Origin of the sequence: Paenibacillus sp. FSL H3-0469, assembly GCF_038051945.1 — a bacterium.
GTDB lineage: Bacteria > Bacillota > Bacilli > Paenibacillales > Paenibacillaceae > Paenibacillus_AQ.
Genome location: NZ_CP150302.1, coordinates 3,675,280 through 3,699,919 on the forward strand (window position 1 = coordinate 3,675,280; position 24,640 = coordinate 3,699,919).

General features: G+C 51.3%; 27 protein-coding genes and 1 other annotated feature. Of the genes, 1 reads left to right on the forward strand and 26 read right to left on the reverse strand.

Annotation, left to right across the window (positions count from 1 at the left end):
• Positions 1 to 304: 304 nt before the first annotated feature.
• The 18 genes from NSS83_RS16165 to NSS83_RS16250 all read right to left on the reverse strand — a co-directional run bounded on the left by NSS83_RS16165 (position 305) and on the right by NSS83_RS16250 (position 13,818).
• Entirely contained in the window at positions 305 to 901 is a 597-nt protein-coding gene (locus NSS83_RS16165; RefSeq protein ID WP_341183733.1) for a class I SAM-dependent methyltransferase, read from the reverse strand.
• Between the two features lie 136 nt (positions 902 to 1,037).
• Positions 1,038 to 1,397 carry a 50S ribosomal protein L7/L12 gene (rplL, locus tag NSS83_RS16170; RefSeq protein WP_036721862.1) on the reverse strand — a complete coding sequence of 120 codons (360 nt, stop codon included), beginning with the start codon at positions 1,395 to 1,397 and terminating at the stop codon, positions 1,038 to 1,040.
• A 63-nt stretch (positions 1,398 to 1,460) separates the two neighbouring features.
• Positions 1,461 to 1,964 carry a 50S ribosomal protein L10 gene (rplJ, locus tag NSS83_RS16175; RefSeq protein ID WP_341183732.1) on the reverse strand — a complete coding sequence of 168 codons (504 nt, stop codon included), beginning with the start codon at positions 1,962 to 1,964 and terminating at the stop codon, positions 1,461 to 1,463.
• 64 nt (positions 1,965 to 2,028) lie between these two features.
• Positions 2,029 to 2,182, reverse strand: a sequence feature (ribosomal protein L10 leader region).
• A gap of 68 nt (positions 2,183 to 2,250) precedes the next feature.
• A complete protein-coding gene (rplA, locus tag NSS83_RS16180; RefSeq protein WP_036692357.1) occupies positions 2,251 to 2,943 on the reverse strand; it encodes a 50S ribosomal protein L1 in 693 nt (230 codons plus the stop codon).
• A gap of 80 nt (positions 2,944 to 3,023) precedes the next feature.
• Positions 3,024 to 3,449, reverse strand: coding sequence for a 50S ribosomal protein L11 (gene rplK / locus NSS83_RS16185; RefSeq protein ID WP_019908208.1), 426 nt, complete (start codon positions 3,447 to 3,449; stop codon positions 3,024 to 3,026).
• A 75-nt stretch (positions 3,450 to 3,524) separates the two neighbouring features.
• Positions 3,525 to 4,058, reverse strand: coding sequence for a transcription termination/antitermination protein NusG (gene nusG, locus NSS83_RS16190; protein ID WP_020427084.1), 534 nt, complete (start codon positions 4,056 to 4,058; stop codon positions 3,525 to 3,527).
• 21 nt (positions 4,059 to 4,079) lie between these two features.
• On the reverse strand, positions 4,080 to 4,271 hold the full coding sequence (gene secE / locus NSS83_RS16195; protein ID WP_036692354.1) for a preprotein translocase subunit SecE: 192 nt from the start codon (positions 4,269 to 4,271) through the stop codon (positions 4,080 to 4,082).
• A gap of 21 nt (positions 4,272 to 4,292) precedes the next feature.
• Positions 4,293 to 4,442 (reverse strand): 50S ribosomal protein L33, encoded by a 150-nt coding sequence (gene rpmG, locus NSS83_RS16200; RefSeq protein WP_074086515.1) that lies wholly within the window; start codon positions 4,440 to 4,442, stop codon positions 4,293 to 4,295.
• A gap of 362 nt (positions 4,443 to 4,804) precedes the next feature.
• Complete coding sequence (gene sigH / locus NSS83_RS16205) at positions 4,805 to 5,449, reverse strand: RNA polymerase sporulation sigma factor SigH (RefSeq protein ID WP_036692348.1); 645 nt, start codon at positions 5,447 to 5,449, stop codon at positions 4,805 to 4,807.
• Positions 5,450 to 5,610: 161 nt separating this feature from the next.
• Positions 5,611 to 6,132 carry an NYN domain-containing protein gene (locus NSS83_RS16210; protein ID WP_341016373.1) on the reverse strand — a complete coding sequence of 174 codons (522 nt, stop codon included), beginning with the start codon at positions 6,130 to 6,132 and terminating at the stop codon, positions 5,611 to 5,613.
• 2 nt (positions 6,133 to 6,134) lie between these two features.
• Positions 6,135 to 6,896 (reverse strand): 23S rRNA (guanosine(2251)-2'-O)-methyltransferase RlmB, encoded by a 762-nt coding sequence (gene rlmB, locus NSS83_RS16215; protein ID WP_341183731.1) that lies wholly within the window; start codon positions 6,894 to 6,896, stop codon positions 6,135 to 6,137.
• 24 nt (positions 6,897 to 6,920) lie between these two features.
• Complete coding sequence (locus NSS83_RS16220) at positions 6,921 to 7,358, reverse strand: Mini-ribonuclease 3 (protein ID WP_341183730.1); 438 nt, start codon at positions 7,356 to 7,358, stop codon at positions 6,921 to 6,923.
• The gene (gene cysS, locus NSS83_RS16225; protein WP_341183729.1) at positions 7,355 to 8,761 is read right to left on the reverse strand and encodes a cysteine--tRNA ligase; all 1,407 of its coding nucleotides are present in this window, start codon (positions 8,759 to 8,761) and stop codon (positions 7,355 to 7,357) included. Before cysS ends, NSS83_RS16220 begins: the two co-directional genes overlap by 4 nt.
• 51 nt (positions 8,762 to 8,812) lie before the next feature.
• Positions 8,813 to 9,505 (reverse strand): serine O-acetyltransferase, encoded by a 693-nt coding sequence (gene cysE, locus NSS83_RS16230; RefSeq protein WP_341183728.1) that lies wholly within the window; start codon positions 9,503 to 9,505, stop codon positions 8,813 to 8,815.
• A gap of 418 nt (positions 9,506 to 9,923) precedes the next feature.
• Positions 9,924 to 11,387 carry a glutamate--tRNA ligase gene (gene gltX, locus NSS83_RS16235; protein ID WP_341183727.1) on the reverse strand — a complete coding sequence of 488 codons (1,464 nt, stop codon included), beginning with the start codon at positions 11,385 to 11,387 and terminating at the stop codon, positions 9,924 to 9,926.
• Positions 11,388 to 11,445: 58 nt separating this feature from the next.
• Positions 11,446 to 11,934 (reverse strand): 2-C-methyl-D-erythritol 2,4-cyclodiphosphate synthase, encoded by a 489-nt coding sequence (gene ispF, locus NSS83_RS16240; RefSeq protein WP_209994308.1) that lies wholly within the window; start codon positions 11,932 to 11,934, stop codon positions 11,446 to 11,448.
• Complete coding sequence (gene ispD, locus NSS83_RS16245; RefSeq protein ID WP_341348630.1) at positions 11,931 to 12,629, reverse strand: 2-C-methyl-D-erythritol 4-phosphate cytidylyltransferase; 699 nt, start codon at positions 12,627 to 12,629, stop codon at positions 11,931 to 11,933. The genes ispF and ispD overlap by 4 nt, the downstream gene beginning before the upstream one ends.
• 100 nt (positions 12,630 to 12,729) lie before the next feature.
• Entirely contained in the window at positions 12,730 to 13,818 is a 1,089-nt protein-coding gene (locus NSS83_RS16250; RefSeq protein ID WP_341183724.1) for a PIN/TRAM domain-containing protein, read from the reverse strand.
• Between the two features lie 210 nt (positions 13,819 to 14,028).
• Between NSS83_RS16250 and NSS83_RS16255 the strand changes: the two genes are divergently transcribed.
• Positions 14,029 to 14,424 carry a hypothetical protein gene (locus NSS83_RS16255; RefSeq protein WP_036692322.1) on the forward strand — a complete coding sequence of 132 codons (396 nt, stop codon included), beginning with the start codon at positions 14,029 to 14,031 and terminating at the stop codon, positions 14,422 to 14,424.
• Between the two features lie 169 nt (positions 14,425 to 14,593).
• Here the strand turns inward: NSS83_RS16255 and pssA are convergent, their stop codons facing one another.
• The 8 genes from pssA to NSS83_RS16295 all read right to left on the reverse strand — a co-directional run bounded on the left by pssA (position 14,594) and on the right by NSS83_RS16295 (position 24,220).
• Entirely contained in the window at positions 14,594 to 15,331 is a 738-nt protein-coding gene (pssA, locus tag NSS83_RS16260) for a CDP-diacylglycerol--serine O-phosphatidyltransferase (RefSeq protein ID WP_076081725.1), read from the reverse strand.
• A 64-nt stretch (positions 15,332 to 15,395) separates the two neighbouring features.
• Complete coding sequence (disA, locus tag NSS83_RS16265; RefSeq protein WP_076161525.1) at positions 15,396 to 16,472, reverse strand: DNA integrity scanning diadenylate cyclase DisA; 1,077 nt, start codon at positions 16,470 to 16,472, stop codon at positions 15,396 to 15,398.
• A 13-nt stretch (positions 16,473 to 16,485) separates the two neighbouring features.
• A complete protein-coding gene (gene radA, locus NSS83_RS16270; RefSeq protein WP_341183723.1) occupies positions 16,486 to 17,853 on the reverse strand; it encodes a DNA repair protein RadA in 1,368 nt (455 codons plus the stop codon).
• A 217-nt stretch (positions 17,854 to 18,070) separates the two neighbouring features.
• Positions 18,071 to 20,539: an ATP-dependent protease ATP-binding subunit ClpC gene (clpC, locus tag NSS83_RS16275; protein ID WP_341183722.1), complete on the reverse strand. Its 2,469-nt coding sequence runs from the start codon at positions 20,537 to 20,539 to the stop codon at positions 18,071 to 18,073.
• A gap of 36 nt (positions 20,540 to 20,575) precedes the next feature.
• Entirely contained in the window at positions 20,576 to 21,640 is a 1,065-nt protein-coding gene (locus NSS83_RS16280; protein ID WP_341348631.1) for a protein arginine kinase, read from the reverse strand.
• A gap of 28 nt (positions 21,641 to 21,668) precedes the next feature.
• The gene (locus NSS83_RS16285; protein WP_341183720.1) at positions 21,669 to 22,193 is read right to left on the reverse strand and encodes a UvrB/UvrC motif-containing protein; all 525 of its coding nucleotides are present in this window, start codon (positions 22,191 to 22,193) and stop codon (positions 21,669 to 21,671) included.
• A 30-nt stretch (positions 22,194 to 22,223) separates the two neighbouring features.
• Complete coding sequence (locus NSS83_RS16290; RefSeq protein ID WP_036721901.1) at positions 22,224 to 22,685, reverse strand: CtsR family transcriptional regulator; 462 nt, start codon at positions 22,683 to 22,685, stop codon at positions 22,224 to 22,226.
• A 362-nt stretch (positions 22,686 to 23,047) separates the two neighbouring features.
• Complete coding sequence (locus NSS83_RS16295) at positions 23,048 to 24,220, reverse strand: GNAT family N-acetyltransferase (protein ID WP_341183719.1); 1,173 nt, start codon at positions 24,218 to 24,220, stop codon at positions 23,048 to 23,050.
• Positions 24,221 to 24,640 lie beyond the last annotated feature (420 nt).

A 24,640-nucleotide genomic window follows, 5' to 3' on the forward strand; every position in this document is an offset into this window, starting at 1 on the left:
CTTTCGAAAAAAGAGCACATCTATCCACGGCCAAAATACTCCTTATCCAGTAGATTTGCCCAAAACGTGCGTATTATACGTCACCAGGCTACAGTTCATGCGCTATTATCTATTGCCCCGGCGACCTTCGCCGTGACAGGAACATAGAGAACGGAATTCGCAAAAACCTGCCGTGCGGCATGCGCTTACCGGGCGACAATATATCACTTGACATTTCAGCAAACTAAAGACATGGAGCCTAGCTTAATACTGACATTTTATAATAATACCACTGCGGACATCGCATGTCAATGAGTATTATTATTTATTTCTGAGCTTTTAAGATTCTATAGCCCTTGTCTTTCCCCACTTCTTCTACCACCGGAAACATACTCTCCAGCTTGGCAACCGCCGACGGCGCACCCTGCTTCTTCTGAATGACAACCCACAGACAACCGCCCTCATTCAAATGCTCATACGCCTGTTCAAAAATCGCATGCACTACGGCCTTACCGGCGCGGATCGGCGGGTTGGTTAGAATCACATCGAAGGTCTGCCCCTCTACTACCGATAGCACATCACTTTCCATCACCGTAACATTGCGGATTCCATTATGCTGCGCATTCTCGCGGGCAAGCTCTACCGCACGGCTGTTGATATCAATCATCGTCACATGTCCCTTGGAAGCGAGATACGCCGCACTAATCCCTATAGGCCCGTAACCACAGCCCACGTCCAGTACCTTCGCATCCTCCGGAATTTCCATCGCCTCAATCAGAACACGACTGCCATGATCAATATCCCCTTTAGAAAACACACCGGCGTCGCTGGTAAAGCGGAGGCGTTTGCCTCTCAGCTCCGTATCGATGCTCCGTCTGTCATGACGCGCTTCCGGCTGCTGCGAGTAATAATGCTGCGACATACCATCCTCCCTTTCACGTTGAACTACAAATACCTGCAAGGCTCCCTTATAGAGCAACCCCCTTGAACAAGTTCAAGGGGGTTGCAGGAACCGGAGAGAATAACTTCTGCTCCGGGGCAGTACCTATTGAATCAACTTATTTTACTTCTACAGCTGCGCCTGCTTCTTCCAATTTTGCTTTGGTAGCTTCGGCTTCTTCTTTGCTTACTTTTTCTTTGATTGCTTTTGGAGCGTTATCTACAACTTCTTTAGCTTCTTTCAAGCCAAGACCTGTGATTTCGCGAACGATTTTGATTACGTTGATTTTGGAAGCGCCAGCGCTTGTCAAAATTACGTCGAATTCGGACTGTTCAGCTTCAACAGCTGCTACAGCGCCGCCAGCTGCTACTGGAGCTGCTGCAGTTACGCCGAATTCTTCTTCGATTGCTTTTACCAGGTCGTTCAGTTCCAGTACGCTCATGCCTTTAATTTCTTCTAAGATTGTTTCTTTGCTCATGATTGAACCTCCATTATATTTGAATTGGTTTGTGGTCTTGATTATGAAACCAGAAGCAAAGGCTTACGCGCTTTGTTCTTCTTTCTCAGCAACAGCTTTAACTGCAAGCGCGAAGTTGCGCATTGGAGCTTGAAGCACGCTAAGCAGCATGGAGAGCAAACCATCGCGGGATGGCAGTTCAGCCAGTGCTTTCAGTTGGTCCGCATCGATAACTTTACCTTCTACAACGCCGCCTTTCAGTTTCAAAGCGTCGTTCTTCTTAGCGAAGTCATTTAGAATCTTAGCTGCTACTACCGCATCAGTCTCGCTGAATGCGATCGCTGTAGGACCAGTTAGGACAGCGTCCAGATCAGTCAGCTCAGCTGCCGCAGTTGCACGGCGAAGCAATGTGTTCTTCAGGACTTGGAACTCAACGCCAGCTTCACGAAGCTGCTTACGCAGTTCAGTCACTTGCGATACGTTCAATCCGCGGTAGTCTGCAACAACAGTGGAGACACTGTTCTGCAGTTTGCTAGTAACAACATCAACCGCATCCTGTTTTGCTTGGATTACTTTTGCATTTGCCAATTGTATACACCTCCTGAAAATTTATGTCACGGCGATTCTTCCGGAGAAACCGCGCCGTTCCTACGCAGGCATTAGAAAAGCCTCCGCAGATTCACGAAGGCTTGATAAAACGGAAAGTTAATCAGGCGAGCCTGGCACTTTTTGTTTCTATCACAACACCTCGGTAGGAAATTAAGCCCTACGGCACCTACTGTCTACGGTAAGCATATTCACATTTAAGATTGATCACCTTAATGTTCACAACTGTTATAGACTATCAAAGATTACTCTAGGAGTCAACCTTTAATTATCTGAAAGCAGCTGCGTTCACACGAGCACTAGGTCCCATTGTGGACGAAATAGCGATGCCTTTAAGGTATACACCTTTGGCAGCAGCCGGTTTCGCACGGTTCAGAGCGTCCATAAGAGCTTTAAGGTTCTCGTTCAATTGTTCAGCGTTGAAAGACACTTTGCCGATTGGCGCGTGAATTTGGCCCGCTTTGTCAAGACGGTATTCGATCTTACCAGCTTTGATTTCTTGAACAGCCTTGGTAACGTCGAAAGTAACTGTACCTGCTTTAGGGTTAGGCATGAGACCTTTACCACCGAGCAGACGACCCAGTTTACCGACTTCACTCATCATGTCAGGTGTAGCTACGCAGACGTCGAATTCGAACCAGCCCTGTTGAATCTTGTTGATCATGTCAGCATCACCAACAAAATCAGCGCCAGCAGCTTCCGCTTCCTTCGCTTTTTCACCTTTTGCAAATACAAGCACGCGTTGTGTTTTGCCTGTGCCGTGAGGCAGGACAACAACACCACGAACTGCCTGGTCTTGTTTACGCGGGTCTACACCCAGACGAACTGCTGCTTCAACGGTTTCGTCGAATTTGGCAGTTGCCGCCTTTTTCACAAGCTCTACAGCTTCTGAAGGCTCGTAAGTCGCTTCGCTGTTGATCAGCTTCGCGGATTCTTGGTACTTCTTACCATGTTTAGCCATGAAATGTTCCTCCTTTGTGGTATTAGCGGAAATTCCTCCCACATATTGCGGTCATGAATGACCGGTTCATCGAATACATATTAGTCTTCGATTGTGATTCCCATACTGCGGGCAGTACCTTCAACCATACGCATTGCAGCTTCAACAGATGCAGCGTTCAGATCGGGCATTTTGGTTTCAGCGATTTCACGAACCGCTGCGCGGCCCAGCTTCGCTACCTTTTTCTTGTTTGGTTCGCCGGAGCCTTTTTCTACTTTTGCAGCGATGCGAAGCAGAACAGCAGCCGGAGGAGTTTTGGTGATGAAGGTAAACGAACGGTCTTCAAACACTGTAATTTCAACCGGGATGATTAGACCAGCCTGGTCGGCAGTACGAGCGTTGAATTCCTTACAGAATGCCATGATGTTGACACCCGCTTGACCTAACGCCGGACCTACTGGAGGCGCTGGATTCGCTTTCCCTGCAGGAATCTGCAGTTTCACCATTTTAATAACTTTTTTAGCCATGAGTGACACCTCCTTGCGTAAATAGTGGTATTCGAATGCTAAGCAGCATTCTCCCACAAGAAACCCTTGTGCTTGTTATATCTTCTCCACTTGAGTGAAATCCAACTCCAGCGGGGTTTCCCGTCCAAACATGTTGACATGCACCTTGATCTTGCTTTTGTCAGCCAAAATTTCTTCCACAGAGCCCACAAAATTCGCAAATGGACCGACCATAATACGTACGGATTCCTTAATTTCGAAATCAATCTTCGCTTTAGGTTCAACCATGCCCATATGCTTCAGAATCTGTTCAACCTCTTCGGGTAGCAGAGCGGTAGGCTTAGAGCCCGAACCAGTTGAACCGACAAATCCGGTAACGCCCGGCGTATTGCGGACAACATACCAAGAATCATCAGTCTGAACCATTTCCACCAAAACGTAACCAGGGTAAACTTTACGCATGACAGTTTTTTTCTTGCCATCCTTGTTTACCAGCTCTTCTTCCATAGGAACAAGAACGCGGAATATTTTGTCTTCCATGCCCATGGACTCAACGCGTTTTTCCAAATTGGCCTTGACCTTATTCTCATACCCGGAATAGGTATGAACAACATACCATCTTTTTTCCATATCAAGCCACCTGGGACCTCTCTAAATAATCGCTTCAATCACAGCGGAAATACCGATGTCCAGAACCCAGAAGTAAAGAGAAATAACTACAATTGTACCGAGAACGATCAATGTATAGTTCTTCAATTCTTTACGGCTAGGCCAGCGAACCTTTTTGAGTTCACTCCAGCTCTCAGTGAAAAAGGAAAACAAAGACTTGAAACTACGTTTCACGCCGACTACACCTCCAAAAGACTATCTGGTTTCGCGATGAGGAGTTTGCTCGTTACAGAACTTGCAAAATTTCTTCATCTCCAAGCGGTCGGGGTGATTTCGCTTGTTTTTGGTTGTTGCATAGTTTCTTTGTTTGCAACTTGTACAAGCCAAAGTGATAATTACCCGCATGATGTGCACCTCCCGAAGACGTACTTCTAATCATCAAATTAGAAGACGTAGATATTGATTCAAAAAAAAGCCGCGAATTTAGGCCTACCTAAAACACTTTAGCATAATATCAATGTCTGTGTCAACGAAAGTTTCCCCCATCGCACTGGGTAATTCCGGGTGCTGTAGCCTTATGCCATAAGTCATCTTTGATCCTGCTTCTTCCTTTGCCACTAGCTGTCTTCCATAATCATTATGCTGCAATTCGCTTGTGTATAAACCTGCCATCCACCAACGCTTCGCCTATCGCAAATTCGCCGTATCTAAATCTAGCGGACACTAAAAAAAGACTCGAGTTCCGAGCCTTCCTAGTCATTATATCATTAATTGTCACGCACTTCCAGATATCTTTCCAATTTACGTTTCACTCGCTGCAAAGCATTGTCAATGGACTTCACATGCCGCTTCAAATCCTCGGCAATCTCCTGATAGGAACGTCCGTCCAGATAGAGCATCAGAACCTTGCGCTCCAGATCACTCAGAATCTCGGCCATCTTATCTTCCAGTCCGATGAACTCCTCCTGGTTGATAATCAGCTCTTCCGGGTCCAGCACCTGACTTCCGCATATCACATCCATCAATGTCCGGTCGGAGTCCTCATCATAGATGGGCTTGTCTAACGAGACATATGAATTAAGCGGGATATGCTTCTGGCGGGTAGCGGTCTTAATGGCGGTTATAATCTGACGGGTAATGCACAGCTCGGCAAAGGCCTTGAACGATGACAGCTTGTCACCCTTGAAGTCACGGATGGCCTTGTATAAGCCAATCATGCCTTCCTGCACAATGTCTTCACGATCTGCCCCGATCAAAAAATAGGAACGAGCCTTGGCACGCACAAAATTACGGTACTTGTTAATTAAATGCTCCAATGCGCCACTGTCGCCACCACGGAAGATCTCGACAATTTCTTCATCACTTATGAAATCATACTCGGACAGCATTAATTCCTTGAGGTCGACACTCACCAAGAATCCCCCCGGCTGCAACGCAAGACACATCGTTACTTCTCGAAATATAGGAACAGTATATATTATGTTACCTTACACCGTCAACCGGATTTGTCCAAAAACAATCTTCAATAACATATTATGTCATTTTGTTGCAGGGGGCAACTGCTATTCCTGTCCTACTGTCTGCGCCAGTCCTCCAGCCGTTTACGCGTCTCCGGCGGCAGCTTGTCTTCCAGCGAGTGACGGGTCCCGCTCACGCTTCCCGGCTCAATGGCCTTCTTCACCTGCTTCTGGCTCTCCTCAATTTCAAGCCTAAGTTCCCTGGCCGAAATCCGGAGTGCGCCCTGGGCAAAAACGACATGCTGCTCCACAAAATCGCTGGTGGCTACCGAGATCTGTCTGCGGCGGTGCGTGAATTCCCCAACGAGCCGTTCGATGCATTCATCTGCCGTTTCCTTCTCCTTGGTGAAGAAGACCTGGATTTTCCCTTGTTCAAACGATCTGCCCAGTCCCGGCACACGGTAAGCATCGAACACAGCAATGACGCGCAGCCCGGAGAATGCCTGATAATCGGCCAGCATATCGAGCAGCCGGTCGCGTGCCCCCTGCATACCGGTCTGCGACAATGCCGCAAGCTCCGGCCAGCCGCCGATCATGTTGTATCCGTCCACGAGCAGGATATCGCGCCAGTCTGCCATAGTTATCCCTGTTCTTGGCGGCGGCGGAGTACCTCGTACATGATTACACCCGCTGCCACCGAAGCATTCAGAGAGTTGATTTTTCCGGCCATCGGCAGCTTAAGCAGCACATCGCATTTCTCACGGATCAGGCGGCCCATCCCTTTATTCTCATTGCCAATCACCACGGCTACCGGTCCGGTGACAATATCCGATCCGAACAGATTCTGATCGGTATCCACATCCGTGCCGACTACCCAGACTCCCAGCTCCTTCAGCCGGTCAATGGTCTGTCCGAGATTTGTTACGCGGGCCACGGGCACATATTCGACTGCACCAGCCGAGGTCTTGGATACGGTGGCAGTAATCTGCGCGGAGCGGCGCTTCGGCACAATGACTCCGTGCACACCTGTGCAGTCAGCCGTACGCAGGATAGACCCGAGGTTATGCGGATCTTCAATTTCGTCCAGCAGGAGCAGAAACGGCGGTTCTCCCATGGCTTCAGCAATTGCCAGAATATCAGCAACCTCCGTGTAGGCAAAAGGCGCCGCTTGCGCCACCACTCCCTGATGCTGAACGCCCGGTGCGAGCTGATCCAGCTTGCGCTTGTCCACATGCTGAATGACAATGCCCGCCTTGCGCGCTTCCGCAACGATTGGTGCGGTCAGGTGCTTTTGCGCAGTCTCGGCGATCCAGATTTTGTTGAGTGTCCGTCCCGCTCTAAGGGCTTCAAGCACCGAATGTTTGCCGGCCAGTATTTCTTCTTCCGTTCTCAATTCTTCCATTGTTTTATCTCCTGTTCTGTATACTCACTTGGGGCGGTGCATCATATATTCGATACTGCTGTGAACAAGCTCCTGGATTCTCGCCTGCTGTCCGGTGTAATATAAATACCCGATCATGCATTCAAAAGCGGTGGCGTGGCGGTATTCCAGCACATCCGCATTTTTGGGAATGCTGCCGGATTTGGCGTTGCGTCCCCGCCGTACCACATCCTTCTCCTCCTCGGTGAGCACCGGGTCCAGAAAAGCAAGAATGGTGCTCTGCGCTTTGGCGGAGACCAGCCCGGTCGCTGACCGGTGCAGATGCTGGGGGCGCAGATTGGGCAGCGAGATCAGATACTGCCGGACTGCTACTTCGTAGATGGCATCTCCCGCATACGCAAGGACGATAGGCGGCAGCAAATGGGCCGGCTTGGAGGGTTCATACGGAAACCAGGCGCGGTTCAGATCAAACAGCCCGTTCATTTACGCCGCCACCGCATTCCCTGTGGAGTATCTTCCAGCAGAATCCCGAGCGCGTTCAGTTCATCGCGGATTTCATCCGACCGGCTCCAGTTCTTATTCTTGCGCGCTTCCGCACGCTCCGCAATCAGGCGTTCCACCTCTTCGCTCGCCACTTCTTCCTCTGCCTCTACCGTTAGGCGAAGCACCGCATTCATCTCGGCAAAAGCCTTCAGCAGCACGGCGAAATCAGCCGGATTCGCCTCAGGATCAGCAAGCGTAAGGTTCGCCAGGCTCACCCAGTCGAACACCGCCGTAATAGCATCCGGCGTATTGAAATCGTCCTGCATCCGGGCATGGAAGTTGCTAAGGATAGCGGTCAGCCGCTCCGTAACCTGCAGACTTGCCTCACCCTCTGTCCCCTCCGCCGCCAGCTCAAGGCGGTGCTTCACATTGCCTTCGGCCAGAGCGATCCGCTCTACGCTTTTCTCAGCAGACAGCAGTGCCTCCTCTGTGAAGTTCAGCGGATTACGGTAATGGCTGGATAGCATAAAGTAACGGATAGCCCCCTGCTTGAACCGCGCACGGATATCCTTCACGAGTAGACCGTTCCCGAGCGACTTTGACATTTTCTCATCGCCGATATTCAGAAAAGCATTATGCATCCAGTAATTCGACAACGGTTCACCCGTCAGCGCTTCAGTCTGGGCACATTCGCATTCATGATGCGGGAATTTCAGATCCTCTCCGCCGCCGTGAATGTCGATCGTCGTCCCCAAATATTCGCGCACCATCGCCGAGCATTCAATATGCCAGCCGGGACGGCCCTCTCCCCATGGACTGGACCAGTGTACTTCGCCCGGCTTGGCTGCCTTCCAGAGTACGAAATCCTCCTGGTTTTCCTTGCGCGAATCCACCTCGACACGGATACCGAAGCGCAGCTCCTCCAGATTCTGGCGGGACAGCTTGCCGTAATTGGCAAATTTGCCGGTACGGTAATACACATCTCCACCGTTCTCATACGCATAGCCTTTGTCTTCAAGCTCCTTAATGAACTCGATAATCGTATCCATGCTCTCCGTAACACGCGGATTCAACGTCGCCGGCTTCACGCCAAGCCCCGCCAGATCCTCCTGGTAGGCGGCAATGAACATTTCCGCAACCTCGGCTACGGTGATGTTCAGCTCCTCTGCTTTGCGGATCATTTTATCATCCACATCGGTGAAATTCGTCAGATAGCGGACCTCATTCCCAAGCGCCTCCAGGTAGTTGCGCACCATGTCAAAAACGATGACTGGTCTTGCATTCCCGATATGCATATAGCCGTAAACCGTGGGTCCGCAGACGTACATCTTCACCTTATCCGGCTCCTGCGGTACAAATTCTTCCTTCGTGCGCGTCATTGTATTGTAAATGTGCAAAGCCATTCTTGTCCCAACCCTTTCTATTGTCCCCGGATTCCTGAAATGCCGGTGCTCTTAAATTTCGTAATCGCCGATATATTGCTGGCTTTCGAGCCGCCGCTGTTCCTGCTTCTGCTTATCTTCAGCACCCATCTGTTCTCTTAGCTCCTCGATTTCCTTCTGCAGGAACTTGAGGGAATCAATCAGCGGGTCTGGCATCTTGGTATGATCCAGCCGGTCGGATACACGCTCCCCGTTACGTTTGACCACACGCCCGGGATTGCCGACTACCGTACTGTTGTTAGGCACTTCACGCAGCACGACTGCGTTAGAGCCGATATTAGAATTATCGCCGATTCGGAAGGAACCCAGTACTTTGGCACCAGAGCCGATGACTACATTATTGCCGACGGTAGGGTGACGCTTGCCCTTCTCTTTGCCGGTTCCCCCAAGTGTAACGCCCTGATAGATAATAACATCATCGCCAATCTCACAGGTCTCACCAATGACAATACCCATTCCGTGGTCAATAAACAACCGGCTGCCGATAACCGCGCCCGGATGAATCTCCACTCCCGTCATGAACCGGCTCATCTGCGAGACCATGCGTGCCAAGGTAAACCAGCGGCGTTTGTAAAAAGAGTGGGCCATCCGGTGTGCCCATATCGCGTGAAGCCCGGCGTAGGTGAAGACGACCTCGAACCTGCTGCGGGCGGCGGGATCATTGTCGAATACTGCCCGAATGTCCGACTTGATATGCTTAAACATCACGGCTCTCCTCTTCTCTGAGATGCTATATTTCAACAAAAAACGCCCCTGCAGCATGATAGCTGCAGAGACGTTTAACCGCGGTCCCACTCTGCTTGAACATTCGAATACGTGAGAGCTGTTAAACTTCGCAGCCCCTATATCCGGTGTTCCTCTTGGTGTCTGTAACGGCGACTGCCCGGCACAGTCTACAGCCCCGCACAGGGACATTCAACCATGCAGCTCACAGGTGCATTTTCAGCGGCAGACAAATGAATAACTCCCAGCCTTCAAGGGCATTCGCCCTTAAGCGGTTATTCTCTCTGGCAATTGTCCGGATACGCCTACTTTTCCTGATCCCAGCTATTCTTAATATTCTTCTATCTTAGCGAAAAGACACAGAACTGACAAGGGTCTTCTCCCCTTGTATGTCCCTGCTCTAAGCGCCTTTGATTTGTGATTTCAGGCGTTCTATCACCCGGCTGCGGCCGAGCAGCGCAATCGTTGCATTCAAGTCACGGCCATGCATCTGTCCGGTAAGAGCGACACGAATCGGCATAAACAGCGCTTTGCCTTTGTGTCCGGTCTCCTTCTGCACTTCCTTGATCAGAACAGCCATATGCGGAGCGCTGAAGTCTTCGGCAGCCTCCACTTTGGCCAAAAATGCGGACAGCACTTCGGGAACCTGGGCTTCGGCAAGCACCCCTGCCGCTTCGGTCTCCAGCTCCAAAGACTTGCGGAAGAATAGCTCGGAGAGCGCGACAATATCCGATGCGGCTGTCATTTGCTCCTGGTACAACGCAACCAGGCTCTCCGCCCAGCTCTGCTGCTCCTCACTGAGCGCCTCAGGCAGACGGCCCGCCTTCTGCAAATGAGGAATCGCGAGTGCCGCAATCCGCTTAGGATCGGCATGCTTGATATAGTGATTGTTCAGATGCGCCAGCTTGTTCGTATCGAACACTGCCGGGCTTTTCGACAAGCGGTCTGCCGTAAAGATCGAGATCAGCTCTTCCTTGGTGAAAATCTCTTCTTCTCCCTCAGGCGACCAGCCCAGCAGGGTGATGAAGTTGAACAGAGCTTCCGGCAGGTAGCCCAGCTGATCGTACTGTTCAATAAACTGAATGATCGATTCATTCCGTTTACTCAGCTTCTTATGGTCATCGCCGACAATCAGCGTCATATGGCCAAAGAGCGGAGCCTCCCAGCCCAGTGCCTCATAAATCATGAGCTGGCGCGGGGTATTGGAGATATGATCTTCTCCGCGCAGCACATGGGAGATAGCCATCAGATGGTCGTCCACCGCTACGGCGAAGTTATAGGTCGGAATACCGTCCTTCTTCACGATGACGAAGTCGCCCATTTCTTTGCTGTTGAACGAAATGCTGCCTTTTACGATATCATTGAAGGTATAAGTGCGGTCTTCCGGCACGAGAAAACGGATGCTGGCCACGCGGCCCTCCGCCTCAAAGGCCAGGCGCTGCTCCTCGGTCAGGTTACGGTGTTTGCCGGAATAACGCGGGGTTTCGCCGCGTGCCGTCTGCTCCTCGCGTTCGGCCTCCAGCTCTTCCTCTGTGCAATAGCAGCGGTAAGCCAGGCCGCGGTCCAGCATATCCTGCCAGTAGACACGGTATAGATCCAGACGCTCAGTCTGGCGGTAAGGCCCGTATTCGCCCCCAACATCCACACTTTCATCCCAATCGATTCCCAGCCACTTCAGATACTTCAGCTGGCTCTCTTCCCCTTCTGCAATGTTGCGTTTAAGATCCGTATCTTCAATCCGGATAATGAATTTGCCGCCCAGATTGCGGGCGAACAGATAATTAAACAAGGCTGTTCTGGCATTTCCGATATGTAAATGTCCCGTAGGGCTCGGTGCGTAACGCACCCGAACTTGATCCGCCATGGGTTTCCCTCCGCTTCATAATGGTTAAAATTAGGCATTTCCTTAAGCTAAAGCCATCTCACGATGATATCACATCTTGCAGCAGACAAACAATAGATTGGGCGGCAATTCCTTCTCCGCGCCCTGCGAAGCCAAGCTGCTCAGTCGTTGTTGCTTTTACATTCACCTTCGATACGTCAGCGTTCAGCGTGCGGGCAATAATCTCCGTCATCTGCGGAATATAAGGTGCCATCTTCGGTTTTTGCGCAATGATAGTTGAATCGATATTCCCCAGCCGGTATCCGCGCTCACGCGCAAGTGCCCATACCTGCTCCAGCAGCTTCAAGCTGTCTGCATCCTTGAAGGCCGGATCGGTATCGGGAAAATGTCTGCCGATATCCCCAAGGCCCAGTGCTCCCAGTATAGCGTCGGTTACAGCATGCAGCAGCACATCCGCATCGGAATGCCCCAGCAGCCCCTTCTCATAAGGAATCGTCACTCCGCCGATAATACACGGCCTTCCCTCGACCAGCTGGTGTACGTCAAATCCTTGTCCTACAGCAATCATCTGTGTTCCTCTCCCCTGCTTCTTACTGTGAATTCAGCGAAATCCAGGTCCTCCGGCGTCGTGATCTTAATATTCTTGTAGCTGCCTTCTACAACTGACACGGTAATGCCGCTGCGTTCCGCCAGACTGGAATCATCTGTACCAAGAAAACCGTCCCGCTCTGCCTGCTCATAGGCCGACAGCAGATCGGACAAACGAAAAGTCTGCGGGGTCTGAATCGCCCACAGACTTCGCCGGTCCGGCGTTGACAGCACCTTGCCTTCACTGTCTACCTGCTTAATCGTATCCTTAACCGGTACTGCAAGCACCGACGCTCCGGCGGACTGCGCCCGCTCGTAGCAAGCCTCTATCTCACTATCCTGCACGAATGGCCGTACCCCGTCATGAACCATGACCCAATGGGTCTTAAGTTCCTCCAGTCCGCGGCGAACCGAATGCTGGCGCTCCGTCCCTCCGGGAATGACTGCAACCACCTTATCCAGCTTGAAGGCTTGTACCCATTGCTTACAGCGCTGCACACCCGCTTCCCCGGTGACAAGCACAATCTCGGAGATCAGCTTATGCCGCTGGAACACCTCCAGGGTATGCACGATAATCGGCTTGCCCTGCAGCAGCAAATATTGCTTGCTCTCTGCCGTTCCCATCCGGGTTCCTCTGCCTGCCGCTACGATAACGACGCCAACACTGTTTGACATGCTTTCGGCTCCTGTCTTTCTTTCACGTATACTCCCATCATAACGTGTTTGGCTGGCATTTCCAAGCCCGAAAGGACACTGCCGGAAGCCTTGACTGAACTTATTGTGCTTTTTCCAGAAGCTTCGGTTTGGCAAAAATCATCCGTCCTGCCGATGTCTGCAGCACGCTCGTCACCAGAACCTCCATCGTAGTGCCGATATAATCCCGGCCGCCCTCCACCACAATCATCGTGCCATCGTCCAGATAGGCTACGCCTTGTCCATGCTCTTTGCCGTCCTTAATGACCTGAACAATGATCTCTTCGCCCGGCAGAACCACCGGCTTCACTGCATTTGCCAAGTCATTAATATTCAGCACCGACACACCCTGCAGCTCACACACCTTGTTAAGGTTGAAGTCGTTGGTAACGACCTTGCCGTGCAGTACTTTCGCCAGCTTGACCAGCTTGCTGTCCACTTCCGAGATCTCCTCGAAATCCCCTTCATAGATCAGCACCTTGACGTCCAGTTCCTTCTGAATCTTATTTAGAATATCGAGCCCTCTGCGCCCGCGGTTACGCTTCAGCAGATCCGATGAATCCGCAATATGCTGCAGCTCCTCCAGTACGAACTCAGGAATAACAATCGTGCCTTCGATGAAGCCCGTTTTACAGATGTCTGCAATCCGCCCGTCAATAATCACACTGGTATCGAGGATTTTATGCTCCTGAGTTCCACGCTCCTCAGGTTCAGCAGCGCGTGCCCAGCGTCCGGTGTTCCAGAGCGAAGCCAGCTCCTCCTTCTTTTCCAGCCCGATCCGCAGGCCCATATAACCCAGAGCAAGCGTAGCAGCTACCTGCAGCAGCTCCCCTGCTTTGCCCAGCCAGGACATAGCGGGGTACAGCAGCAGAGACAGCAGCAGACCTCCCGTAAGCCCTGCTGCGCCTGCAGCAAGCTCATTCATCGGGATACCCGAGCAATACGCAACCATCTCCCGCAGCTTTGAACTTGCCCATTCCGCGCATAAAGTCCCCGCAATCAGAAAAATAATGGCACCCAGCACCGCAAACAAAATACTTCCTTCCATAGGCAAGCTATCCTCCAGTTTCCCAAGGCCTACCGGGAACCCTCTTTCTGCCGCGTGATATAGCGAATAACCGGACCAGGCTCCACAACACCCGGCAAGTATTAAAACAAACTTTTTCCACATAACCTCGCACCTCCTTTTATTCATCCATCAATCCTCTATACCTCACCAGTATGTTCCAATTTTTAGGACAATAATCCGAGGGAACGTTATTTTTTCTGCAAGCCCGGAATTTCCATTGGACTCTGTTGCCGTAAACTGCTATTCCTGGTTGAAAATGAGGGAGGCCCTGGCATATAATGAACTCAATTCGAACCCAGGGGTGAATGGAAAATGAGCGCACCAAGTTTACAGGCCTTTCAGGATCAAGTCTCCGAACTGCTGCTCCGTCACCGTAGTCTTCTGGATGTCATGTCCAAGAATGGACAGAGCAGTGCTTCCGTCAACCGGGCCGTCGTCAAAGCCATTACCGAATGCGGCTGCATTCAGCTGCATGCCACCAAGCAGGTCTTCGAGCCCACTCTAGGACTTGAGCAAGCCAAAGAGCTTGCCGGGACTCATCTGGCAGGAGAGCTGTGTGAGAACTGCCGGGAGGTCATTGGCTCCGAGCTGGGCCGAGAGCTGTTCTACATGTCTGCACTCTGCAATTTGCTTGCTATCAACATGGACGAGGTTGTCGCCAAGGAATCGCAGAAATGCGCAACACTCGGGTTGTTCAACTTGTCCTGAGCAGACCGTCCGTGCTCTCCTTCATCCATTCCGCCAGCTCCGAAGGCCAGTATTCCGTATACTTCCCTTCCCGCAGGCAGCAAAAAGGCATTGCACTCTCCTGATATTCAGGAAAGGCAATGCCTTTTGTACTTACCGGTCTATGAATGAAATAAGTTCTGAAGAAGAGCTAACCGTTCTTGGAATGATATACCTTATCTTCCGCGCGTCTTCTGCGGCGGCGTTGCCGCCGGACCTTAAATAATCCTAAGCTCTGTCTAAAGCCATACAAGGCATACAGCGCCAGCAGTCCAAAGATCAGCTTGGCAATCTGTTCAGGGAAGACCACCGCAACAGCTACAGCGATCACGATAACTACAGGTGCGCCTATAACCGCTTTTTTGGGAAAACCGATCTTCTTGAAATTGGGATACTTCACTGTGCTGACCATCAGATACGACAGCAGGAGAGTAGCCACAATCATGAATGGTGCAGATACATCCTTATGGAAAAGTGCAAGAGTGGCCAGAACACCACCCGCAGCAGGAATCGGCAATCCTACGAAATATCCCGGAATCCCCGGGCGGACATTGAACCGGGCCAGACGCAAGGCTCCGAATACAGGGAAGATCGCTGTGACCGTCCACCCCAGTGCAGGATTCAGCTCCTGCAGACTTGTTAAATACATAATCAGCGCAGGTGCGACTCCAAACGAAACTACATCAGATAAAGAATCCAGCTCCTTGCCGAATTCACTTTCACATTTCAGCGCACGGGCCATACGGCCATCCAGCCCATCGAGCAGCATCGCGATAATCACCATGATAGCGGCCATGCTCAGCTTACCGTCAAACGCCATCATGATACCAAACATTCCAAGCATCAGATTACCAATCGTAAAAAGACTTGGAATTGATTTTTGTATCATTTCTTCACCTCAATTTTCCTACTTGTACTGCATGGGACTGCAACATTACGTGATTGTATGGTATTTACATTTGTCTGTCAATAAGAACTTGTTTCTGGAGCCGCTTCAGCCCGTCCTGAATATTACGTGCGCGAACCTCGCCAATGCCGTCTACTTCATCAAGCTCAGCTATGCTTGCCGTCATCAGGTTAGGCAGCATTTCGAAGCGTTCCACCAAATTGTGGATGATCACATTCGGCAGCCTTGGGATCTTGTTCAGCAGGCGGTAACCGCGCGGAGTCACAGCTTCTTCGGAGGAAATGGCTGTTGAGGAATAGCCCAGCAGACGGGCAATATGGTTGTCATCCATCAGTTCATCATCGCTGCTGCGCTTCAGCCCGGCAATGATCTCACGGATCTTCTCCTCCTGCTCTTCTCTGGCATAGTCTCTGTACAGCAGCCATGCTTCTTCCTCTGTATTTCCAACCAATTCTTCCATCTGCATACTGATCAGCCGGCCTTCATTGCCAAGCTCGTTGATGTAACGCTTAATTTCCATTTTGATTCTCAGAACCATCTCCACGCGCTGGATTACACCGACGACCTCGGCCACCGTCACAATCCCTTCATATTCGGAAGCGGACAGGTTGGTCAGCCCTTGTGTCAGCACGGCTTTGTACTTCTCCAAAGTCTGAATCGCCTGGTTGGCCTTGGCCAGAATGGCGCCAATTTCCTTGAGCGCGTAACGAATGGAACCCTGATACAGTGTAATAATATTCCGGCGCTGGGAAATGGAAACGACGAGCTTGCCGGTCTGCTTCGCTACACGTTCAGCCGTCCGGTGCCGGATTCCTGTCTCGATCGAAGAGATGGAGGAATCCGGGATCAGCTGCGTATTGGCGTACAGAATCCGCTTCAGATCCTCGCTCAGAATAATCGCTCCGTCCATTTTGGCCAGCTCGTATAAATAGTTTGGTGAAAAATCGCAGTTAATGGAGAAGCCGCCATCGACAACCTCCATAACCTCCGGACTATATCCGACAACAATCAGTGCCCCGGTCTTCGCTCGAAGCACATTCTCCAGCCCTTCCCGGAAAGGTGTTCCGGGTGCAGCCATTCTAAGCAGATCATTCATATTATCTGATGGATTATATTCTTTCATGTCCCTGTGCCCCCTAATCTAACGCGACCGCTAGTGCCTGTGCTACTGTGCTGACGCCTATAATCTGGATATCCTGCGGATGCTTCCATCCTTTCAGACTCTTCTCGGGCATAATGACCCGCCGGAAGCCAAGCTTGGCCGCCTCTTTCACCCGCATCTCTGCGCGTGATACCCCTCTCACCTCACCAGTAAGCCCTACCTCCCCGAAAAACACATCATACGGCTTGGTCGGAAAATCACGGAAGCTGGAGGCAATGCTGATGGCGACAGCCAAATCCACCGCCGGCTCATCCAGCTTCACCCCTCCCGCAACGTTGAGGTAAGCGTCCTGATTCTGCAGGAACATGCCCATCCGCTTCTCCAGTACAGCAATAATCAGCGCCATCCGTTGATGATCCATACCTGTGCACATTCTGCGGGGCGAAGGGAAATGTGTCGAAGCAACCAGCGCCTGCAATTCAACAAGAACGGGTCTTGTGCCCTCCATGCTGGCGACCACCGCTGACCCGGCCACTCCAAGCGGGCGCTCGGACAAGAACAGCTCCGACGGGTTCTCCACCTCAGTCAGCCCGACTTCCCCCATTTCAAAGATCCCGATCTCGTTGGTGGAGCCGAAGCGGTTCTTCACCGCCCGCAGCAGACGGTACGTATGATGGCGTTCCCCTTCAAAATAAAGGACACAATCCACCATATGCTCCAGCATACGCGGGCCGGCAATAGCCCCTTCCTTGGTTACATGCCCTACAAGCACCGTAGCAATTCCCCGGATCTTAGCAATCCGCATGAATCTTGTCGTACATTCCCGCACCTGTGCTACACTGCCCGGCGCACTGGTTACTTCCGGCATAAATACAGTCTGTATCGAGTCAATGACCAGAAATTGAGGCTGAATCTGCTCAATGGCTTCCTCAATGCTCTCCATATTCGTCTCACACAGAACATACAATTCCGCAGACAGCGCTCCGAGGCGGTCGGCCCGCAGCTTGGTCTGCCGCACAGATTCTTCCCCCGAAATATACAGCACGCGCAGCCCTTGTGTAGTCAAGGCATGCGAGGTCTGCAGCAGCAGTGTCGATTTCCCGATTCCGGGATCGCCTCCCACCAGCACCAGCGAGCCGGGCACGATCCCGCCGCCAAGCACGCGGTTAAGCTCTCCGATGCCCGTCAGAATACGCGGCTCCTTGTCACTTTCTATATTTATGATCGATTGCGCCTTTTCTTTACTCTGAAAAATAGGTGCATTCATGCCTTGTGTTTTGACGACGCTTTCCGTTTCCTCTACCATCGAGTTCCATTCCTGGCACCCCGGGCACTTCCCGAACCATTTCGGCGATTCATAGCCGCATTCGGTACAGAAAAATTTTGTTTTAGGTTTAGCCATGTGCACTCCTTACCGTCCGAACTTGCTAAAATTGCGGATATTTTACTCTTATTCAAAGTTTACCATTTCTGCACACTGAACGGAAGGACACTTAAGATCTAGTTTTCATTTGCGTCTTCTTTTAGGCGTGTCTAGGTATGCCTGAGGGGCGGAAGCAAAAAAAGCTCCCGCCCCTCTATACGGAGGAGCGGGAGCTTTGTTTCATTTTACGGAACAATTATTCAGTTTCGACTGTTTTCTCCAGAGAGACCTCGGCCCGTGCTTCAACGGTGGTTACGACCAGTTCGCCGTTCACCTCATCAATGTTAAGGGAATCCCCTTTCTTGATGTTTCCTTTGAGCAGTTCTTCGGAGAGACGGTCTTCGATATGCTTCTGAATCGCCCGGCGGAGCGGACGGGCACCGAAGGCCGGATCATAACCCTCTTTGGCCAGGAACGCTTTGGCGCCATCGGTGAGCAGGAAGTCTACATCATACTCACGCAGACGCTTGCGCAGCTCGTCGGACATCAAGGTAACGATCTCTGCGATATGCTTCTCCTCCAAAGAGTGGAACACGATGATCTCATCGATCCGGTTCAGGAACTCAGGCCGGAAGCTCTTCTTCAGCTCTTCCATAACCTTGCCCTTCATATTGGTGTAATCGGCGCCTGCATCTTGAACTGCCGTGAAGCCAAGCGTCGAATTCTTCTTGATCGCCTGTGCCCCGACATTGGAGGTCAGGATAATCAGGGTATTGCGGAAATCGACCACGCGGCCTTTGGAATCGGTCAGACGGCCGTCTTCCAGCACCTGCAGCAGAATGTTAAACACTTCAGGGTGGGCCTTCTCGATCTCATCCAGCAGTACAACCGAGTAAGGCTTGCGGCGCACCTTCTCTGTCAATTGTCCGCCTTCTTCATACCCAACATACCCTGGAGGCGCTCCGACCAGACGGGAAGTGGAATGCTTCTCCATGTACTCGGACATGTCGATGCGGATTACCGCATTCTCGTCACCGAACATCGCTTCGGCAAGTGCCCGCGCCAGCTCGGTTTTACCAACCCCGGTAGGTCCGAGGAAGATGAAGGAGCCCATCGGACGTTTCGGGTCCTTCAGTCCTGCACGCGCCCGGCGGAGTGCCCGGCTGACCGCCTTAACGGCCTCATCCTGGCCGATAACACGTTCATGCAGCAGAGCTTCCATATTCAGCAGACGGTCCGTCTCTTCTTCCTTCAGCTTACTGACCGGAATGCCGGTCCAGCTGGCAACCACCTGTGCGATATCCTCAGGTGTAACCTGGGAATCGGTGCGGCCCTGCTTTTCTTTCCACTGATTCTTCGTAGTATCCAGCTCTTCACGAATCTTCTGCTCAGTATCGCGCAGTGCAGCAGCCTTCTCGAACTCCTGGCTCTGGACTGCGGAATCCTTCTCCTTGCGGATATCATCCAGACGCATTTCGAGTTCCTTCAAATTCGGCGGAATGGTGTAAGAATTCAGTCTTACCTTGGAGCCCGCTTCATCAATCAGGTCAATGGCCTTGTCCGGCAGGAACCGGTCTGGAATATAACGGTCCGACAGCTTGACAGCTTCCACAATGGCTTCATCCGTAATTTTCACCCGGTGATGGGCTTCATAGCGGTCGCGGAGGCCGAACAGGATCTGAACAGCTTCTGCAGGAGAAGGCTGATCCACCGTGATCGGCTGGAAGCGGCGTTCCAGGGCAGCGTCCTTCTCAATATATTTGCGGTATTCATCAAGCGTTGTAGCACCGATGCACTGCAGCTCACCACGGGCCAGGGCGGGCTTCAGGATGTTGGAGGCATCAATCGCGCCTTCCGCACCGCCTGCTCCGATCAGCGTATGCAATTCATCGATGAAGAGCACGATATTGCCTGCTTGGCGAATCTCATCCATAATTTTTTTGAGGCGGTCTTCGAACTCACCGCGATATTTCGTACCGGCCACTACAGAACCCATATCGAGGGTCATGACACGTTTGTCGCGCAGTGTCTCCGGAATTTCATTGTTGATGATCTTTTGAGCCAGACCTTCGGCAATCGCCGTTTTACCGACCCCGGGCTCACCGATCAATACCGGATTATTCTTGGTCCGGCGGCTGAGTACCTGAATGACACGCTCAATTTCCTTGCTGCGGCCGATCACAGGGTCGAGGTTACCGTCCTTGGCATATGCCGTAAGATCGCGGGCCAGTCCGTCCAGCGTCGGCGTGCTGACATTAGCCGGAGCCCCGCTGTGACTGGAGGTCGCTTCACTGCTGCCCAGGAGCTGCAATACCTGCTGTCGGGCCTTGTTCAGGCTGATGCCGAGATTGTTCAGCACACGGGCTGCTACGCCTTCTCCCTCGCGGATCAGACCGAGCAGGATATGCTCTGTTCCTACATACGTGTGACCCAGCTTGCGGGCTTCGTCCATGGACAGCTCGATGACCTTCTTGGCACGAGGAGTATAAGCGATGTTGGTCGGTTGTTCCTGACCTCTGCCAATCAGCGTTTCCACTTCATCCTGTATCTTCTCCAGACCCAGACCAAGTCCGATCAATGCCTTAGCGGCAATGCCGTCTCCTTCACGAATCAGTCCGAGTAAAATATGCTCTGTCCCAATGTTGTTGTGTCCCAAACGTACGGCTTCTTCCTGCGCCAGCGCCAGCACCTTTTGTGCGCGTTCCGTAAATCTTCCAAACATCATATCTCCTGCACCTCCACGGATAATAAATATCTATAATTAATGTTGTGATCCCAGTGTCTCCCGGAGCAGCTTCGCCCGGTACATATCGCGTTCAGTAGGCGACAGCTCGTCACCGAACAGCTTTTGCAGAAAGCCCGGCTGAGTCTTAACATTCAGCTCATTGAGCACTGAAATCGAAGGCCCTTCCAGAATCCCCAGATCTACACCAAGCCGCAGATCGGAGAGCCGCTGTGCCGATTCTTTCAGTTCCATCACAGCAGCATAGGCCAGAATTCCGTAAGAGCGCTTGATACGGTCAGTAATCCGCAATGCGGAATCCGCCAGCAGGCGTTCACGCGCATTCCGCTCATGCTCTATAATCTGGGTGACTACGCTGTGAAGATTCTCAATAATCTCATTTTCGGTCTGTCCCAGCGTAATCTGGTTCGAGATCTGAAAGATATTCCCTACTGCTTCGCTGCCTTCACCATAAATCCCTCTAACGGTAAGCCCCACCTGATTGACTGCGGATAAAATGCGGTTGATCTGATGAGTCATCACCAAGGCTGGCAGATGGACCATAACCGATGCTCTAAGTCCTGTTCCCACATTGGTGGGACAGCTTGTTAAGTATCCTCTGCGGTCATCGAAGGCGTAATTGACAGCAGCCTCGAAAATATCATCGATGGCGGTTGCCCTAACCCATGCTTCTCTGACCTGCAGTCCAGGGAACAGACATTGAATGCGGAGATGATCCTCCTCATTAATCATAATGCTGACCGACTCGTCATCATTAAGAATGACTGCCCCGCCTTTGGAATCATCCGCCAGATTAGGACTGATAAGGTGCTTTTCTACCAGCACTTTTTTGTCCAGCTCACCCAGCTCATCCAGTCTCAGCAGTTCAAAGCTGCCGAAATCTGCAGAGGCATCGCCCTGAAATACAGGGGCAAGCTGCTCCAGCACCTCCTCCGACTGCTCTGTTGTAGCGAGCAGCGGGAAAGGAAGGTGCTCCAGATTACGGGCGATACGCATACGGCTGCTGATGACAATCTCCGAATGACTGCCGCCGCAGCGCATCCATTCACTAAGTGCTTGTTCGGTATACCGGAGACTTGACATGCCTGATCCCCCCTATATATCAAAGACTTTACTCTTGTGGCAATTCTTTTTCAAGCTTGCGGATTCTGTCCCTCAGCTCAGCTGCGGTCTCGAACTCCTCCTGCACAATACTCTGCTGTAATTCCTGCTTCAGCTCGTCAATCTGACGCTTGCACATAATCTGTGCGCCAGCCCGCTTGGGAAGCTTGCCGACATGTGCTGTACTGCCATGCACCCGTCTGAAGAGCGGGTCAAGCGTACTGTCGAAATACTTATAGCAGGAGCTGCAGCCGAACCGTCCCAGCTTGCTGAACTGTGAATAGGTCATGCCGCAGTTTTCACAATGCAGACCCTGCACACTTTGTGCTGCTGCTGATTTGCCCTTGCCCGAGCCTTCCAGATCCAGGAGACCGGAAAGCAAGCTGTGGATTGAGAAGCCTCCCGCAGTTCCGGGAATCAGTTCACCCTTCTCCCGCGCACAGCTTTCGCAAATATGAAATTCCGTCTTCTCCCCGTTCACGATCTTCGTGAAGTGGAGTGTAGCCGGTTTGACGCCGCATTCCTGGCATAGCATGAGCGGTGTCCCTCCTTACCATTTGACAAATTATTTGCCCAATAAAGAGATTAGCATAGCCTTCATAAGCTTGGCACGAATCTCATCCCGGTACGGCAGATTAACCGTCAGGCATTCCCGGGAAACCGCAGACCGCATCAGACACGCTTCACGTTTGGAGAGGAAACGGGCCTCCTCCAGCTGATAAATCAGCCCTTCGGCAGAATTCTGATCAATATCATTCCCTATCGTGGAGTTCAGATGTGCGTATAAGGCCACATTCTGAGGCAGCTCATAGCGCTGAATCCGGATATATCCGCCCCCGCCCCGTTTGCTCTCCACCACATATCCCTTTTCCAATGTGAAGCGTGTACTGATGACGTAATTGATCTGTGACGGGACACAGGAGAACTGGTCCGCCAGATCATTGCGCTGAATTTCCACCGTACCTTCGGGACTTTCATGCAAAATATTCTTCAGATATTGTTCAATAATATCGGAGATATTACGCATCACTCATCCTCCAGTGTGTAAGCATTGGTTAAATCTGTGCTGCGCCAACGCCTGCCGCCCAGTGACATGCTCTTAAGAACTTAACCCGGGCAATGCAATAAGAATCGGCTGTAATAGCCTCTGCACTGCGCTTTTCTCTAAATGTTACATTCCTGAGAACGATCCTATCCGGCCTGCGTTGACTTTGACTTTCTTTGACTTTTTCATATTATAACATATTCTCACTGAATTCCAAGGGGTTACTCTTATTTTTTACTTTTTGGCTGTAATGTATTCCGGTTGCCTGCTTAGTTCACTGAATTGGGGCGTTATGTATAGGAAAGCTCCTCCGCTTCCAAGGGAAGAAGAAGAGCCGTTCGCTGTCAGAAAAAATCGAATAATGCCGTCTCGGCCTGCGGAATCAGCGCTTCAAGCCAAGCAGTCGCCTCAGCAGTCCCGGATAATTGTCCGTACTTTGCCGCCTGAAGCGGACGTTTGTATCCCATCAGCAGCACAGTAAGCGTGCCGATACTGCATTCCAGGTCAGCCTCTGACCGCTCGCCCTGAATCTGGATAAGCGTCGCCTCCCCGTGCTCCGACACCGTCCACCGCCATAACCCGTTGTTCCAGGGCGCATGCTTATCTTCAATATAAAGCACCCGCTCCCGGTCACCCTCCGGCACATTGAAGGTCACGTTCTCCACAAAAGCCTTAGCATTGACGATTCGCGCCATGAAGTATGGATAATTCTCCTGTGCAATCCGCGGATCAGGAAGGAGGAAGGGCAGAATATCGTCAGCAGGCACCAGCTTCAGCTGTGCAGCCGTTATCATGGAGTCATGATTGGCAAGGAAGGTCCACAAGCCCTGGCGGGCAAGCTCGTTCCCATAGATGAACTCATCTATGACCAGCTCCTGCTGCACTATTTTATACAGCACATAGCCTTCCGGTTGACCCTCCTCTGAATAAAACACACAGGAATGCGTATCGTCATCAAGCACACTTTCCTTCCACCAGGTCTCAGTGCGCTGGAGAGTCCCGTTATACCTCATGGCGAATTGGCCGTACAGCTGCTGGAATACTGCAAGATCAGGAGTATCGCGTTTCACGCTGCCCTTAATCTCCTTCTTGTGCGGGAACTTCCCTACCGGAAGAGTGTACTTCTTATATTCACAATAGATCTCCCATCCGAATTTACGGTAAAAGGGAATCAAGAATGGATGCAAAAAGGACAATGTCTGACCGGCTTCGTTCATTGTCTGGAGCGCATGGGTCAGCAGATGGGCCACATACCCCTGCCGGCGGTTCTCCGGCCAAGTAGCTACACCGGCGATGCCCCCCATAGAAACGGGCTTGCCTTGTATATATACCTGTAACGGAAGAAGCGTCAGCTTCGCACCGATGCTGTCCCCTTCAAAAATCGCCCAGGTTTGTTCCGGTTTGAATTTTTCCTTGGCACGTACTCTATCTTCTGCTGAAACCTTATATTTAAAAGCATATTCGGACAAGCTCAGGCTGTCCTCAAATTCTCCGGCACGTAATTGCCTGATTTCCATTCTGTTCCCCCCGTTACATTTCATAAATTAGCTCCAGTTATTTGCTTAATAGAGAGTATAACAAGCGAAGCCGCCAGATGCTAATAGAGGCTTGCCATCAGCTGCAAAAAGAATAGTTATCCACAGCTTTTGCACAGCAACGCAAAAAACCGGAAAGAGATTCTTTCCGACTGAAATGAGTTATCCACGAATATGTTTTATCTATCCACAATATTCACTTTTTATCCACAAAATCGGTGTATTACTCATGTTTTTGCTTGACTCATCCACAATATTATGCGTTATGTCCCCATAATCCGGGGATCAATTTGTTCCTGCAAAGGTATCCACATGTGCGCAACTTTTCTGTACTTACTGAAATCTATCCACAGCTTTTCCACAGCCCTGCCTGCACGCAAAAAAACCACTGTCGATTGCTCA

Excerpts from the sequence above, each read along its gene's own strand:
- NSS83_RS16165 (WP_341183733.1), bottom strand. The coding sequence starts at position 901 with ATGTCGCAGCATTATTACTCGCAGCAGCCGGAAGCGCGTCATGACAGA.
- rplL (WP_036721862.1), bottom strand. The coding sequence starts at position 1,397 with ATGAGCAAAGAAACAATCTTAGAAGAAATTAAAGGCATGAGCGTACTG.
- rplA (WP_036692357.1), bottom strand. The coding sequence starts at position 2,943 with ATGGCTAAACATGGTAAGAAGTACCAAGAATCCGCGAAGCTGATCAAC.
- rplK (WP_019908208.1), bottom strand. The coding sequence starts at position 3,449 with ATGGCTAAAAAAGTTATTAAAATGGTGAAACTGCAGATTCCTGCAGGG.
- nusG (WP_020427084.1), bottom strand. The coding sequence starts at position 4,058 with ATGGAAAAAAGATGGTATGTTGTTCATACCTATTCCGGGTATGAGAAT.
- rpmG (WP_074086515.1), bottom strand. The coding sequence starts at position 4,442 with ATGCGGGTAATTATCACTTTGGCTTGTACAAGTTGCAAACAAAGAAAC.
- NSS83_RS16210 (WP_341016373.1), bottom strand. The coding sequence starts at position 6,132 with ATGGCAGACTGGCGCGATATCCTGCTCGTGGACGGATACAACATGATC.
- rlmB (WP_341183731.1), bottom strand. The coding sequence starts at position 6,896 with ATGGAAGAATTGAGAACGGAAGAAGAAATACTGGCCGGCAAACATTCG.
- NSS83_RS16220 (WP_341183730.1), bottom strand. The coding sequence starts at position 7,358 with ATGAACGGGCTGTTTGATCTGAACCGCGCCTGGTTTCCGTATGAACCC.
- cysS (WP_341183729.1), bottom strand. The coding sequence starts at position 8,761 with ATGGCTTTGCACATTTACAATACAATGACGCGCACGAAGGAAGAATTT.
- cysE (WP_341183728.1), bottom strand. The coding sequence starts at position 9,505 with ATGTTTAAGCATATCAAGTCGGACATTCGGGCAGTATTCGACAATGAT.
- gltX (WP_341183727.1), bottom strand. The coding sequence starts at position 11,387 with ATGGCGGATCAAGTTCGGGTGCGTTACGCACCGAGCCCTACGGGACAT.
- ispF (WP_209994308.1), bottom strand. The coding sequence starts at position 11,934 with ATGATTGCTGTAGGACAAGGATTTGACGTACACCAGCTGGTCGAGGGA.
- ispD (WP_341348630.1), bottom strand. The coding sequence starts at position 12,629 with ATGTCAAACAGTGTTGGCGTCGTTATCGTAGCGGCAGGCAGAGGAACC.
- NSS83_RS16250 (WP_341183724.1), bottom strand. The coding sequence starts at position 13,818 with ATGTGGAAAAAGTTTGTTTTAATACTTGCCGGGTGTTGTGGAGCCTGG.
- NSS83_RS16255 (WP_036692322.1), top strand. The coding sequence starts at position 14,029 with ATGAGCGCACCAAGTTTACAGGCCTTTCAGGATCAAGTCTCCGAACTG.
- pssA (WP_076081725.1), bottom strand. The coding sequence starts at position 15,331 with ATGATACAAAAATCAATTCCAAGTCTTTTTACGATTGGTAATCTGATG.
- disA (WP_076161525.1), bottom strand. The coding sequence starts at position 16,472 with ATGAAAGAATATAATCCATCAGATAATATGAATGATCTGCTTAGAATG.
- radA (WP_341183723.1), bottom strand. The coding sequence starts at position 17,853 with ATGGCTAAACCTAAAACAAAATTTTTCTGTACCGAATGCGGCTATGAA.
- clpC (WP_341183722.1), bottom strand. The coding sequence starts at position 20,539 with ATGATGTTTGGAAGATTTACGGAACGCGCACAAAAGGTGCTGGCGCTG.
- NSS83_RS16280 (WP_341348631.1), bottom strand. The coding sequence starts at position 21,640 with ATGTCAAGTCTCCGGTATACCGAACAAGCACTTAGTGAATGGATGCGC.
- NSS83_RS16285 (WP_341183720.1), bottom strand. The coding sequence starts at position 22,193 with ATGCTATGCCAGGAATGCGGCGTCAAACCGGCTACACTCCACTTCACG.
- NSS83_RS16290 (WP_036721901.1), bottom strand. The coding sequence starts at position 22,685 with ATGCGTAATATCTCCGATATTATTGAACAATATCTGAAGAATATTTTG.
- NSS83_RS16295 (WP_341183719.1), bottom strand. The coding sequence starts at position 24,220 with ATGGAAATCAGGCAATTACGTGCCGGAGAATTTGAGGACAGCCTGAGC.